The 14090-nt window shown below is 47.5% G+C and carries 16 protein-coding genes; 4 read left to right on the top strand and 12 right to left on the bottom strand.

Annotation, left to right across the window (positions count from 1 at the left end):
- Nucleotide 1: 1 nt before the first annotated feature.
- From rbbA to KGF88_RS11970, 5 genes are read right to left on the bottom strand one after another with little or no spacing between them, the layout of a single operon-like run.
- Entirely contained in the window at nt 2–2752 is a 2751-nt protein-coding gene (rbbA, locus tag KGF88_RS11990; protein WP_153827173.1) for a ribosome-associated ATPase/putative transporter RbbA, read from the bottom strand.
- Nucleotides 2752–3831, bottom strand: a complete 1080-nt coding sequence (locus KGF88_RS11985; RefSeq protein ID WP_153827172.1) for an HlyD family secretion protein — start codon at nt 3829–3831, stop codon at nt 2752–2754. The genes rbbA and KGF88_RS11985 overlap by 1 nt, the downstream gene beginning before the upstream one ends.
- An 11-nt stretch (nt 3832–3842) precedes the next feature.
- Nucleotides 3843–4781, bottom strand: coding sequence for a phospholipase A (locus KGF88_RS11980; protein WP_162014621.1), 939 nt, complete (start codon nt 4779–4781; stop codon nt 3843–3845).
- Between the two features lie 53 nt (nt 4782–4834).
- Nucleotides 4835–5872 (bottom strand): saccharopine dehydrogenase family protein, encoded by a 1038-nt coding sequence (locus KGF88_RS11975; protein ID WP_153827170.1) that lies wholly within the window; start codon nt 5870–5872, stop codon nt 4835–4837.
- Between the two features lie 40 nt (nt 5873–5912).
- Nucleotides 5913–6371 carry a YccF domain-containing protein gene (locus KGF88_RS11970; RefSeq protein ID WP_162014620.1) on the bottom strand — a complete coding sequence of 153 codons (459 nt, stop codon included), beginning with the start codon at nt 6369–6371 and terminating at the stop codon, nt 5913–5915.
- Between the two features lie 168 nt (nt 6372–6539).
- Here KGF88_RS11970 and KGF88_RS11965 point away from each other — a divergent pair, with 168 nt between their 5' ends.
- Nucleotides 6540–6950 carry a BON domain-containing protein gene (locus KGF88_RS11965; protein ID WP_110076819.1) on the top strand — a complete coding sequence of 137 codons (411 nt, stop codon included), beginning with the start codon at nt 6540–6542 and terminating at the stop codon, nt 6948–6950.
- Nucleotides 6951–7008: 58 nt separating this feature from the next.
- A complete protein-coding gene (gene yghU / locus KGF88_RS11960) occupies nt 7009–7872 on the top strand; it encodes a glutathione-dependent disulfide-bond oxidoreductase (RefSeq protein ID WP_110076820.1) in 864 nt (287 codons plus the stop codon).
- A gap of 71 nt (nt 7873–7943) precedes the next feature.
- Here yghU and KGF88_RS11955 read toward each other — a convergent pair whose 3' ends face one another.
- Nucleotides 7944–8189, bottom strand: coding sequence for a GlsB/YeaQ/YmgE family stress response membrane protein (locus KGF88_RS11955; protein ID WP_153827169.1), 246 nt, complete (start codon nt 8187–8189; stop codon nt 7944–7946).
- A gap of 150 nt (nt 8190–8339) precedes the next feature.
- Here KGF88_RS11955 and KGF88_RS11950 point away from each other — a divergent pair, with 150 nt between their 5' ends.
- Both KGF88_RS11950 and KGF88_RS11945 read left to right on the top strand, forming a co-directional pair.
- Nucleotides 8340–8687, top strand: a complete 348-nt coding sequence (locus KGF88_RS11950) for a PadR family transcriptional regulator (protein ID WP_153827168.1) — start codon at nt 8340–8342, stop codon at nt 8685–8687.
- Nucleotides 8668–10023 carry a permease prefix domain 1-containing protein gene (locus KGF88_RS11945; RefSeq protein WP_153827167.1) on the top strand — a complete coding sequence of 452 codons (1356 nt, stop codon included), beginning with the start codon at nt 8668–8670 and terminating at the stop codon, nt 10021–10023. Before KGF88_RS11950 ends, KGF88_RS11945 begins: the two co-directional genes overlap by 20 nt.
- Before the next feature lie 85 nt (nt 10024–10108).
- Here the strand turns inward: KGF88_RS11945 and KGF88_RS11940 are convergent, their stop codons facing one another.
- From KGF88_RS11940 to KGF88_RS11915, 6 genes are all read right to left on the bottom strand, one after another.
- Entirely contained in the window at nt 10109–10867 is a 759-nt protein-coding gene (locus KGF88_RS11940) for an SDR family NAD(P)-dependent oxidoreductase (RefSeq protein ID WP_110076824.1), read from the bottom strand.
- Between the two features lie 24 nt (nt 10868–10891).
- Nucleotides 10892–11827 (bottom strand): cation diffusion facilitator family transporter, encoded by a 936-nt coding sequence (locus tag KGF88_RS11935; RefSeq protein ID WP_153827166.1) that lies wholly within the window; start codon nt 11825–11827, stop codon nt 10892–10894.
- On the bottom strand, nt 11824–13089 hold the full coding sequence (locus KGF88_RS11930) for an APC family permease (protein ID WP_153827165.1): 1266 nt from the start codon (nt 13087–13089) through the stop codon (nt 11824–11826). The genes KGF88_RS11935 and KGF88_RS11930 overlap by 4 nt, the downstream gene beginning before the upstream one ends.
- A 74-nt stretch (nt 13090–13163) precedes the next feature.
- Nucleotides 13164–13415 (bottom strand): hypothetical protein, encoded by a 252-nt coding sequence (locus KGF88_RS11925; protein ID WP_110076827.1) that lies wholly within the window; start codon nt 13413–13415, stop codon nt 13164–13166.
- Between the two features lie 27 nt (nt 13416–13442).
- Nucleotides 13443–13733, bottom strand: coding sequence for a type II toxin-antitoxin system RelE/ParE family toxin (locus KGF88_RS11920; RefSeq protein WP_162014619.1), 291 nt, complete (start codon nt 13731–13733; stop codon nt 13443–13445).
- Entirely contained in the window at nt 13730–14002 is a 273-nt protein-coding gene (locus tag KGF88_RS11915; RefSeq protein WP_054640921.1) for a CopG family ribbon-helix-helix protein, read from the bottom strand. The genes KGF88_RS11920 and KGF88_RS11915 overlap by 4 nt, the downstream gene beginning before the upstream one ends.
- Between the last annotated feature and the right edge of the window lie 88 nt (nt 14003–14090).

Below are 14090 nucleotides of genomic sequence, written 5' to 3'. Positions count from 1 at the left end.
GTTAGCGCTCCTGCTTATTCAATAACCACACACCGATGCCCAATAAAATCGGAATACTAACGGCTAATGGCCACAGTGCCGAGCCGGCGTCCGCTAAACTTAATCCTTTTGAGAAGACCCCGCGGGTGACAATAATATGATAGGTGGTTGGAAACACCTCGCCTAACCAGCGCGCGCCGCCCTCCAGTGAGGGCACTGGGGTAATCAAACCAGAAAATTGTGCAGCCGGTAAAATCGTGGCTAAGGTGGTGCCAAATAGCGCAGCTATCTGACTTTTTACAAAAGCCGACATGATCAAGCCAAACGTGGTGGCAATAATCACATACAGTAACGAAGCCAGCGTCAGAGCGGTCAAACTCCCGGTAATAGGCACATCAAACAAATAAACAGCCAGCACCATCAAAATAACGAAATTAAGCATGCCAATAGCGACATAGGGCAGTTGCTTACCTAACAAAAATTCGAGCTTGGTGGTTGGCGTCACATAAAAATTTAGCATCGAGCCCAACTCTTTTTCTCGCACCACCGCCAGCGACGTCAAAATAGCCGGAAACATCAGTAACAGCAGTGGAATCACCGCTGGCATCATGGCTGGTAGACTTTTCACATCAGGGTTATAACGAAATCGAGACTCAATCTGAGCTAAGCCTTGCAACCCATCTAAACCCTGCAAACGTGCCTGCTCTTGTAACCAATGCGCATGAATACCCTGCACGTAGCCTTGCACATTTTCACCGCGCATTGGCAGTGAGCCGTCTATCCAAGCACCTATTTCAACCCCTTGCCCACGATGCAAATCACGCGCAAATCCAGCTGGTATTTCTAGCGCCAAACTTAACTCACCACTACGCATACGGGCATCTAACTCTGTGTAACTGCTCAGAGGAGGACGCTCATCGAAATACCTACTACCACTTAAACTAGCTACATAGTCACGGCTCAAACTAGTTTGGTCTTGATCTAACACCGCAAAAGATAAATCTTCGATATCCATGTTAAGGCCATAACCCAATACCGCCATGAGAATGACGCTGCCTAACGTGGCCATAACTAACCGGATGGGGTCTCGAATCAACTCGATACTCTCGCGCCTCAAATAGCTCCAGAGACGCTGCCAACTAAATATTAATGGCTGTTTTGCCGTGTTACTAGTTGGTCTAGTTGATACCTCTAATTCTGCAGCTTGCGACGGTTGCGTAGCACCGGTAGTACGCTGCTGCGCGGCGATGGCATCTTGCAAGTAAGCCACAAAGGCATCATCTAACGAATCAGCCTGTTTACTGGCGGTAATTGCTGCCGGAGTATCGCTCACTAAGACTTCACCTGCATGCATCAAAGAAATTCGGTCGCAGCGCTCGGCCTCATTCATAAAATGGGTGGAAATAAAAATAGTCACTTGCTGCTCGCGGGCTAATTGCATCATGATGCGCCAGAAAATATCGCGCGCAATGGGATCTACGCCCGAGGTCGGCTCATCTAAGATCAAGAGCTCGGGCTGATGAATCATAGCCACGGCTAAACTTAAGCGCTGGCGCTCACCCAATGGCAAGCTATCAGGCAACTCATCAAGTACTTCACCTAACGCAAACTGTTCCGCCATGGTGTTAATACGCGCCTTTAATTCAGCACCATGCAACCCGAATAGGCGTCCATGTAAGGCTAAGTTTTGTGTTACTGTCAGCTCACCAAACAACGAAAACTGTTGGGTCATATAGCCCACACGCTTTCGCATAGCCACCGAGCTTTTTTCAGCTGGGGCACCAAATAAGAAGGCCTCTCCTGCACTGGCTTGTAGTAAGCCGGTAAGCATCTTCATGGTGGTGGTTTTGCCACAACCGTTCGAACCTAAAAAGCCGAAGATCTCACCCTTATAGACGGTTAGATTAACGTCTTTTACCGCCGTGAAATCACCAAATTTCATGGTCAAATGACGCGCTTCAATAGCCACGGTAGCAGCGCTGTCATGCTCTCGTGGCGTCAACACGAATGGTTGATAATCGGCGTGATCCGGCAGCAACCTTACAAAGGCTTGCTCTAAGTGTTCTGATTGGGTTTGTTGCAATAATTCAGCGGGACTACATTGGGTTAAAATACGGCCATCATGCATAGCAATCAGCCAATCAAAGACCGCGGCTTCCTCCATGTAAGCAGTAGCAACAACCACTGTCATCGCCGGCTGTTGTGCTTTAATGCGCGCGATAAGTTGCCAGAATTGTCGCCGCGACAAGGGATCAATTCCGGTGGTGGGTTCGTCTAAAATGAGGCAATCAGGATCATGAATCAGCGCGCAACAAAGTCCTAGCTTTTGTTTCATGCCGCCGGATAATTTTGCCGCTGGACGATCGGCGAAAACGGCCAACCCAGTCGCTTGCAACAGCTGCATGATACGTGGTTTACGGATATGTTTGCTTAAGCCAAATAAATCAGCAAAGAATTCTACATTCTCATAGACAGACAAAGTTGGGTAAAGATTTTTACCTAAACCTTGCGGCATATACGCAATCCGATGATACAAACGCGTCCGCGCACGGCTCGACCGAACATCTTCTTGCAACACCGTAAGCTGACCTTGCTGTAACTTTCTCGCGCCAGCAATTAAAGACAGCAAGGTTGATTTACCCACCCCATCAGGGCCAATCAAGCCTACCGTCACCCCCGCAGGAATGGCGAGCTCAATATCCGTAAGTATCTGCGTAGCACCATAACAGTGACAAACCGCAGCGGCTTGAATCACTGCCGTTGTGTTCATCATTACTCACCCTTTGCTTGCGGTGCCGCTAACTGTAATCGCGCGGGCCACGGCTGAGAGCTATCGGTGCGAACATAGGCCACCCCTGGTAGACCGGTTTTTACTTGGTCGATGTAGCGCTCAAGCAGTGCAGGCGACACCTGAGCCCGTACCCGAAACATCAGTTTTTCGCGCTCCAATGCAGTTTCTACCGTTTTCGGGGTGAATTGTGCTTCGTCTGAAATAAATGAAATAGTAGCGGGAATCACATAATTGGGGGCAGCATCGAGCAGAATACGAGCTTCACTCCCAATCGCCAGCTTACCGACCACGGCAGTGGGTAAAAAGAAAGTCATATAGACCTCTTTTAAATCCAGCAAATTAAGCACTCGACCTCCAGCGCCCACAACTTCGCCTTCGCGGGCGACAATAAATTGCACTCGCCCTGCTCGTGGTGCTAGTAACAAGCTATCATCTAACTCAACTTGGATACGCTCGACCGTCGCTTGCATTGCTTGAACTGCAGCTTCGGCACCAGCGACATGAGTTTGCGCAGCCGTGATGGCTGACGCAGCGGCAGCAACTTGCGCCTTGGTAGCAGCAATAGCGGCTTCAGCCCCAACCAAGGCCGCCTTAGCATTATCTAAATCTTGCGCCGACATGGAGCCTTGTTGGGCCAACTGCTGGGTTCGTTGATAACGCGCTTGCGCCAACTCCAATTCCGCCACCCGCTGAGCCAATACCGCTTGCGCGGCAACTTGCTCCGACTCGCGTAAAGTAACCTCACTTTGAGCGGCAACGACTTGGCTCTGGCTTTGTCGCAGTTGCGCTTGGGCTTGGTGCAACTGCGCCTGAAGCGAGGCGGTATCCATCAACGCCAGCTCGTCTCCAGCCGCCACCATTTGGCCCTCTTGTACCTTAATAGCCGTAATTCGGCCTGGCGTTTTTGCTGCTACATTAATTTCAACGGCCTCGATGCGTCCATTACCACTCGAGATATGTTCAGGTGGCGCCGATACCAACGACTGTACGTAGGTAAAACCGAACCAGCCAATAGCGGCGATTATTACCAAGCGCAACAGCCATTTAGTCGAGTTCTTCATGTCTCATCCTTTTAAATGTTTAACAACAAAAACCCTATTCCAATGCGGTTTTGGCGGTGGTTGTAATCCAATAAGGTTTCACCGTAACCGGAGAAGAATTGAATGTAAAAACGTAACCCGTCGGGCTTACTTGAGTTAAGCGGGTGGGTAAAGTCAACTTGCCACGACCCTTTATCCCAAGATAACTCTCGAGTAACGCGAGTAACGCTGTAGGTGTTTAACGAGTCCCGCCATAACAAGCGGTTCTCAAAGTTTCCACGGTAGCGGATAAGGTCTGGATTATCATCGTCATCACCGGTTTCATTCACTCGTTGCTTCCAGGTGGTTTCCCACGATAAATCACCGTACTCAATCATTCCACCAAAGTGAAAGTAATTCCAACTGCGCGAATCCGGTTTCGTTTGTCCATTAGATTCGTGTGCAAAACCTACTTTAGCAAAGCGGATGCGCGCCTTACCCGGCAACACATCAAGGTTTTCTGGAATAGGCACAACAGCAAACACATCAGGGTTGTAATCCGTGCTGCGGAAGGGAGATGAATTATCACCATCCCACACCTGCCATAGCGAGGTCTGTGTGTAAGACACCCACAAATCAGCGCCCGGTAAAATCACGTCTTCAAGTAGCTTCGTACGCAATGAGATCTGGATCTTAGCTTCATTCGGCTTGTAGCTATCTAAGGTACTAGCGGGACCTCGAGTAGGAGACACAGGTTGCTCATTGATATCCGAACTATGGATCACGGGCAGAATAAAATTTGGCTCGTAAGTACGTAGCTGAAAAATCCCTCGCTTTTGCTCTTCGCTAAGCTCCCAATAAGTGCCAATAACATCCGTCACCGCAAACGCAGGATCTTTGCCTTGTTGTTGCTCTGAGCTGTTATCAACATCCTGTGCTAGCGTTGCAGACGTAAATAATCCTGCGATGACCGCCGTTATAGTAACTTTCATTAGGGGTGTCAATGGTGACCAACACATGCTTTATCTCCGTTATGATTCAATCGTCATGATGTCACTAAATAGCGGTCAACCAGCTCGGGTCCAAGCAACTTAGAAGGGGTATAATAACCACCTTCTGGCGCTTGCATTAAAACCTGTTGCGCTACATCCAGCGCACCTAAGCTGGTCAGCTTATAGCCATTCATTACGGTTAATTTCAATTCTACCCGATCGCCTGCACGATTCGTCGCTTCACCCCAAACATAGGTGTGCGCTTGCTCTAATTGCTGCTGATCTGGGCCTGCGGGTTGTGTATCTATTTTCTTCGCTAACCAGTTTTTAACCCAATTTAATCGCAATAGCCAACGCCATCGATTCAATCGTTTTAATCTTTTAACTAGGTTAGGTGACGCGGGTATGAATACCTCAACGTTACCAATACCGGTGCTGTAAAAAGCGGTCGCTACATCGCCCCAAGGAATCGTCATGGCTAATTTAGAACCACCACCAAAATCTATGTCCCGTGTTTTATAAGCCAACGGAACCGTCTTTATCTCGCCTTGCTGGCGAATCGCACCACCTTCACCTAAACGCCGGACGCTTGTCTTTGCGGTACCACGACTCATCCGTGAAGCCGAATCAAACCCCAAAGTTAAATGAGTGGCATCAGGTAATTGCTGCTGCAACCGTGCCGCTAGACAATCGGTCGGAATCACATCAAAGCCAACGCCTGGGCAGAGTACAATCCCTGCAGCTTGCGCCCGTTGATGTTGTTGATGGGCATATTCAAACACAGCCAACTCACCCGTAATATCCAAATAATGAGTACGAGTTGCTAGGCAGGCTTCAATCATAGGTTCGGCGGTGAGCTCAAACGGCCCCGCACAATGCAGGACTAAATCAACTTCGGCCAAGGCCTGGTGCAACGCCGCTTGGTCAGCTAAATCTACCACTCGAACCGGTAATTCTAAGCGCTCACCTAAGGCTTCTATCGCTGCCTGATTACGACCTGCTAAGATAGGCTGCAAGCCTCGCGCGACGGCCTGCTCCGCAATGAGAGTACCGGTGTAGCCGTTAGCTCCATAAATCATCCACTGCATCATAAATCCTTCTTATTATTAGCGAGCATAGTTAATTAAGCTGTTATTTATTGCCCATTTTCGAGATTTTTTCACTGGCATTAAACTGCCGAGCGGCACTGGCTTCTTCAATGGTGACCACGGTTTTTCCTACTGGGGATAACGCTAGGGCCGCCAACTTAATATGTTGAATCGCAAAAGGGATACCAATAATAGTTAAAATAAGAGCCGCGGCCGATATTAAATGCCCCAGCGCCAGCCACCAACCAAACAGTACAAACCAAACAATATTACCTAGGCATCCTAATGGCCCTGTTCCTAAATCTTCTCTCAAAGTCAGTTCGTTACGGCTGATAGCTTCTTTACCAAAGGGGAAGAAAGCAAACACTCCAATCACAAAGCAAGAACGCGCCCACGGAATCCCAACAATCGTAATAAATGCGATAACACCGGCTAATAGCCAGCCTAATCCCATGAGGATCCCGCCCAACAAAAACCACAAAACATTACCAATAGTGCGCACCCTGCATAGCTCCCATTCTTAACAAACTTTAACCATCTTTTCTTAATGTAAAGCGCAAAAGCTTTGTAAACCACCTAGAAATACCATCAAGCTCTACTAAGCTTAGTACCAGTATATGCTATTTTTTCGTTTATTTGCATTAACTCATCACCTTAATGGAGGTTGATCATGAAAGCACCAACAACAGCAACTCTTGTGATTGTAGCTATGTTAACTACAGGTGGTTTAGCTGCTTGTTCTGAGCAGCAGCAAGAAGAAACTCGCGATAAAGCACGATCGAGTTTAGAGCAAGCGACCGAGGCTACTAAGCAAGCAGTCAATGATGCTGCCGACTACGCTAAAGATGCCTCAGAGCGCGCCGGCGACTTTTTAAGTGACAGTGCAATTACCGCTCGGGTTAAAACTGCCTTATTTGAAGCGGACCAATTAAACGCTGGTCAAATCAATGTAGAAACCATTAACGGCCACGTGGTCCTAAGTGGTGTGGTAAAAACCGATGCCGAAGCCGATTTAGCCGAACAATTGGCTGAGGGCATTGAAGGTGTGAAATCGGTAGAAAATGATATTGAGGTAGAGTAGTCCAAACGCCACCGCTTTGCGTTAAACTAACCATTCTCTGCATAACAAGGAGTATGGTATGACCCAATCTTATACACCACCTAAAGTGTGGCAATGGGATCAAGCAAGCGGTGGCAAGTTTGCTAGTATTAATCGCCCTCAGGCCGGCGCCACTCACCAAGCTGAGCTGCCTCGTGGTAAGCATCCCCTACAGCTTTACTCGCTAGCTACACCCAACGGCGTGAAAGTCACTATTATGCTGGAAGAATTAATTGAGCAGGGCATTCAAGCCGCCGAATACGATGCTCATTTGATTCAAATTCTTGAAGGTGAACAGTTCAGCAGTGGCTTTGTCGAGGTGAATCCAAACTCAAAAATCCCAGCACTTTTAGATACCTCGACCACACCACCCACACGAGTTTTCGAGAGTGGTTCGATTTTATTGTATCTTGCTGAAAAGTTTGATGCTTTCTTACCTAAACAACCCGCTGCACGAACGGAAACGCTTAACTGGTTGTTTTGGCAAATGGCTAGCGCACCTATTCTAGGTGGCGGTTTTGGGCATTTTTATGCCTACGCACCAGAAAAATTTGAATACCCGATCAATCGCTACACGATGGAAGTAAAGCGGCAGCTTGATGTTTTAGATAAGCAATTGGCCTTGCATCCCTATGTGGCGGGCGCTGAATATAGTATCGCCGATATGGCTATTTGGCCTTGGTATGGTGCCTTAGTCACCAACCAAGTTTATGATGCTGCAGAGTTTATAGAAGCTCATACCTATCAACATGTTTTACGCTGGGCTGAACAAATCGCACAACGCCCAGCAGTGCAGCGCGGTCGTATCGTCAACAAAACGTGGGGAGAATTGCATAAGCAGTTGCATGAACGCCACGATGCCAGCGATTTTGAGCTGCGCACGCAAGATAAGCTAACAACCTAACGAGTTGCAGCAAAACGTCGCCCTAGCACAGCTCGAAAAGAAGCCTAGCTAGGGTGACCCGCTTAACCTAACTAAGCCTTTTTAAGGGCACGCACAATAATCAGCAACACCACCGCCCCGACTGTTGCCACCACAATACTCCAAATGATGCCACCGCCACTAGCAACACCAAGTGCGTTGAACAAAAAGCCGCCAATCATGGCACCAATAATACCTATCACCATATTGCCTAACAACCCAAAACCGCCTCCTTTGATTAAGGTACCTGCTAGCCAACCGGCAATAATGCCTACCAATAAAAACCATAAAAAGCCCATAGCACGCTCCTTTCTTCTGATTTATCAATAAGTACTAATACATAAACCTAGCAGTAAATGATAGTTCTTGCATACATAACAGATCTAGGTATAGAATTTATACCTAGAGGTTCTAGGTATAAACATTTACTTTTACTCATTAGGTTGCTTATGAACTTATCCAAAGATCTGATGGCGGCATCATCCACTCCTATTGTGTTAGGCGTGATTGCTGAAGGTGAAACTTACGGCTATGAAATCGTTAAGCGCGTTGAAGAGCTATCTGGCGGCATTCTCACTTGGACTGACGGCATGATGTACCCCTTATTACATCGGTTAGAAAAACAAGGTTACCTGGTAGCCCGGTGGCGCTTAGCTGACAGCGGCAGAAAACGTAAATACTACGCCATTACTGACCTTGGCAAACAAGCCATTCTTGAACAGCGCCAACAATGGCAGCTGATCAACAACGCCCTTAACACATTATGGAATAATCCTTATGACTTCCAACCCGCCTGATGACCATCTTGTTCTGACCCAAAATATTGCTGAATGGCGACGCTATTTATTACGCCAATCGGCCATTCAAGAAGAAGATGCGGATGAATTAGAAAGCCATTTACGCGATGAAATCGACGCACTCATCGGTGCCGGTTTAGCAGCCGACGAAGCCTTTTTAGTCGCCACCAAACGGCTCGGTCAAATCGCAGCTATTTCGCATGAATTTGCGGAGGTCCATGCGGGCCGATTATGGCGAAATCTTGTCTTTAGCCCTGCGACTAGTTCGGCTTCTCTACTGACGGTATTGCTGTTAGCGCTGGTAGCAGCCATAGCCATTAAAGCTCCCCTTTTATTTGGGGTATCCATGGCATCTCATGAATGGTTTTTTGCCTATAATATTTCATTGTTTTGCTTGCCCATGTTAGCAGCCTATTGGGTTATTGAACGGCAGCTGGGGCAACGGGGCTGGCTGTTTGTCGGTAGTTGTACCCTGTTTGCGGCTATCTATATGAATGCTATGCCGTGGCAACCTGGTGGTGATACGGCTGTCTTGGCCATGCTGCATTTGCCACTGTTGTTGTGGTTTATGGTAGGTGTCACCTACAGCGGAAACTGGTGGCGTTCGGATGCCAAGCAGATGGATTTTATCCGCTTCTCGGGCGAATACTTTATTTATTTTGTGCTTGTTGCGTTAGGCGGAGCCGTTTTAACAGCATTTACCATAGGTATCTTCTCGTTTATTGACATTGATGTGGAATGGTTCGCCAGTCAATGGATCATTCCTTGTGGAGCTATGGGCGCGGTGGTCATCGTAGGCTATCTAGTAGGCGCAAAACAAGGGGCGATAGAGACGATGGCACCGGTGCTTGCTCGGATCTTTACTCCTTTGTTTACGCTGCTGTTAAGTGTCTTTTTAATGGTGATGCTCGTCACCGGCAAAGGCTTCAATTTAGAACGAGATGTACTGTTAGGGTTAAATATGATGCTGATTCTGGTACTTGGATTAGTGCTCTACAGTGTCAGTTCAAAAGCGCCTGCACAAGGCCCTAGTCTCTTTGATTATTTGCAATTGCTGCTAGTTGCGACAGCATTGTGTGTTGACCTTCTGGCCCTCTTGGCAATAGGTGGCCGCATTTTAGAGCTCGGTCTGACTCCCAATAGAATCGCCGTTTTAGGGGCAAACTTATTGTTGCTAACTAGTTTAGCCGGCTATGCCTGGTATTACTTCTTGTTTATTCGAGCACGAGTAGGATTTGTTCAGTTGGAGCAGTGGCAAATTAAACTGATACCCTTTTATGTAGCTTGGGCGGCGGTCGTCGTCTTTTTATTACCGCTGGCATTTAGATTTGCTTAATTTCTCAACAACATGGGTCTTGTTGACCCGCTTAGCATAGCCAGTCGTTACTCTAACCGGTAACGACTGACCGTTGCTAACAGCATTAAATACTGGTGTAGCCACCATCAACCAAGTAATAACCACCGGTCATGAAAGATGCCTCAGACGACAATAAAAAGCATACCAACGGAGCAACTTCATCGGCTCGGCCTAAACGCCCTAGCGGGTGCCGGCTCACCAATTGATCGCGTAACTCTTGCGGTAAACTCTCTAATAATGGTGTGTCTATGTAGGCAGGGCCCACACAATTAATGCGTAAGCCTTGTGGGCCGTATTCAGCTGCGGCGTTTTTCGTGAGTCCCACCACCCCATGTTTAGCGGCGGTATAAGCACCATTTCCAAGTGCTGCCACCATGCCATGGATAGATGCCATATTAACAATAGCGCAGTGTTCAGCCCCAGCCTTAAGCATGGCAGGTATTTGATATCTCATGCCATACAGCACACCGTTTAAATTGATATCAATCACCCGCTGCCATTCAGCCAAATCGGTCTCACCCGCTGGCGCTTGAGCACCACCAATACCCGCATTGTTAACGGCATAATGTAATGCGCCGTAAGTGGCTTCGGCAAACTTAACCGCTTGCTCTGCAGCTTCGGCTTTTGCTGTGTCTTGCTGAAAAGCAGTAGCATCACCACCGGCTTGCTGAATAGCCTTAGTAACTCGTTCTGCTGCTGCTAGGTTGATATCTGTTAGTACCACCTTCGCGCCTTTACTCGCTAAGGCTTTAGCAATAGCTTCACCTAAGCCTGAACCGGCACCGGTAACCAAAGCAACTTTACCTTGAAATGACGTCGACATACCTACCTCCTAAACCTACTGGGTTTAATGTGAATGGTGGTGATGATGCTCGTGTTCGTGTTCATGCTCGTGGTACTCGTTGTCACGGCATAATTCACCAGGAAACTCTAATTCAATGGTTGTATGACTCAATGCAAATGGCATCAGTACAGCATCAATTTGTCGTTTGAATAAGCGCCGCTGCGCTATATCTAAGTCGACAGCTACGACCACATGTGCAGTTAAAACATGATGCTCACCATCTAACGACCAAAAATGTAAATGATGCACATCCTCTACTTGCTCCAGCTGGCGCAGTTGTTGCTCAACAGAGCTTATCGTATTTTGGTCTGGCGCGGCCTGAAAAAACAGCCGTGCCGTCTGAAATAGGTTACGAACTACATTAACTAAAATAAAAATCGTAAAAGCTACTGATAACAATGGATCGAGAATAGGCCATTCAACAAACATCAATACGACGGCAACAATCAGTACCGCAACCCAACCCAAAACATCTTCTAGTAGGTGCCAATTAATCACGCGTTCATTTAAGGTTTTGCCCGCTGATAACTTATAAGCGGCAAAGCCATTCACCGCTATGCCTAAAATCGCTAAGCCAATCATGCCCTCGGTAACAGGCATTTGCGGATCCCACAGACGTGGAATAGCTTCGGTGAGCACCCACACAGACCCAGCAATCAGCACCAGCGCATTGATGAAAGCACCCGCCAAGCTGAGCCGACGGTAGCCATAGGTGTATTGCGGATTAGCCTGCTTGCGCCCCAATTTATTGAGTACCCAAGCTAACGCTAAGGCTAAGCTATCACCTAAATCATGTACCGCATCAGCTAAAATCGCAGTACTATTGGTTAATATCCCACCAATAAACTCGATGATAGTAAAACAGAAATTGAGAACGAAGGCCCAGCCTAGCCGTTCGGAAGAAAGATCTTTACTGTGATCATGATGGTGATGGCTCATGGACTACCGTTAGTTATGGATGTTATTCGTTTTAAAACGATAACACATAACACTAAAAAAGTGCCTAGAACAATGGTAGGCCAGGGAATAAAAACAGCCAAACCAAGACAAGCGATTAAGCCCAAAAAAGACACCCATTTAGGCACAAAACGCTGTGCTTGCGGAATCTTAAGCGCAGCTAGATTAGTTAACCCATAATAGACCAAGACCGTAAAAGCACTCAATGTCCATGCAGCTTCAATACCGCCGACGAGAGCAATCAAAGCCATCACGGCAAAGGTTAACCAGGTTGCAGCTGGTGCTGATTTTTGTTGGCTATCGAGACGAGCAAGGCTGCGAGGTAAATCGCCACGGCGGCCCATAGCCAAGACGACCCGCGATACGCCAAGTACTAGATTTAGAATAACGCCACACATGGCTACAATACCGCCTAGCACGATCACTCCATGCCAGGTCGAATGCTCCACTAATTGGGCTATATTAAAGTTACTCTGAGCAAAACTCTCGGCACCGCTAACATGCAAAATAGCTAGGCCGACGGCTATGTACAACAGACTAATGATAGCCAACGTGAGCACAATGGCTTTGGGAATAGTCTGGCGTGGGTTCATCACTTCTTCGCCCATAGTAGCAATACGGCCATACCCGGTAAAAGCTACAAACATCAGCGCAGCAGCAAAAAACACACCATTATCGTATTGCTGTAACGATGCTTCGGTAAAAATCAATGGTGGGCTAGGTTCACTGTATGCAGCAACAATAAACACCACTAAACCAATCAGGCTAAGGGTTACGAGAATAGCATTGAGCCCATTGGTACGGCGTACCCCACTGAGTACAAAGCTAGTAAAAAGCAACAATAATCCCGCTGCAATCCCATGAATTGTCCAAGCTGGGGTGTTTACAAGTGTATTGAGATAGCCATGCAAATACCATGCAACAGCAAGTGCTGCGGTAGCGGCTGATGCGCTTTTTGCGAGCACAAATAAGGTGCCCGCGGTTAAGCCTGCGGTGGGGTTAAGAAACTTATAGCCATACTCATAGGTGCCACCACTTACTGGATGTACCGCGGCTAATTGAGCCGAGCTTAGGCCATTAAATAACGCCGTAAATGCAGCCAGAATAATGGCAATAACTAGATTTGGCCCAGCTAATTCAGCGCTCAAGCCGACACTCACATACGCTCCAGTACCCAAAATTGAGCCAAGCCCGAGAATAATGGCCCCGCCTAACGTCGTTTCACGTACTAACTGTTGTGTCATCGTTTCACTTATCTCATTTGTGATAATCAGCCAACCTAACAGTGCGACATGACGTTTTTATGACAGCTGATCTGTTAACGCTTCAACGTTAACATGTTGGAGAGTTCTTCGCTGCCCTCTTTGCTATTGATGGTAGCTAATGTCCAAATAGCCGCTAGTACCAAGAGCACACCGTGAGTGATCGCACTGTCGAAATTGATATCAAACAGGAAACTTAGCAGCCAGGCCAGTAAATACGTAAAGCCAATTGCCGGTAAACTGAGCATTGCAAAAGCTAGCATAACTATTACAAACGCACCCACATGCTGCAGTAATTTTTTAAGCATCACTACTCCAATGATTAAATGATTAACTTATATGTTTTTGTGTTCACCCTTAAGACCATGCCACACTCGGAGAATAATGATGGCACTGGCATGAACTGAATATCGAACGACGTATTTTCCGAAAACCATATCTCGAACAGAGTCAGGCACCGGTGCCATTTCAACTGGTGCGCCCATTTTGGGGAAGTCTGGAAGTAATTCGACTTTGCCAACCAGTTCGGCGGCAATCCTGACTGCCGACGACGGGCTGTGCACCGCAATGAACTCCCTGAGGCGTTTCAAATCATCAATGGCTTCGTCCGTGTAAACCAGCTTCACTTACCTGATCTCGGCGCATCTTGCTCGTTTTCGGTTCCCCAGCTATTAAGCCAACTGTGGACCTCGCTGGCATCAACAACCTTGCCTTGGGCAGCAGACTCCATTGCCTCTAACGTTTGTTTCCACCGCTCTTGCTCAAGCTGCTGCTTTTCTATGTATTCCGACAATGCCTGGTTAATTACCCAGCCTTTGCTACGGTGTAGCCTGCTGGCGATTGCTTCCAGATGCTGTTCAACTTCTGCTTGAAGGCGAACTGTGGTGACGCTCATGACTATGCCCCTCATACCTAGTGACTACAACGTATTACAGCATAGTCTGCGAGGTTAGGCAAAAAATTTTACGACCGCCATAAGCGGC

The sequence above is a fragment of the Idiomarina loihiensis genome (genome assembly GCF_024584785.1).
In the GTDB taxonomy this organism is placed as follows: Bacteria; Pseudomonadota; Gammaproteobacteria; order Enterobacterales; family Alteromonadaceae; genus Pseudidiomarina; species Pseudidiomarina fusca.
Note: the sequence above shows the minus strand (reverse complement) of the source record. Positions and strands in the feature narration are given on the sequence as shown.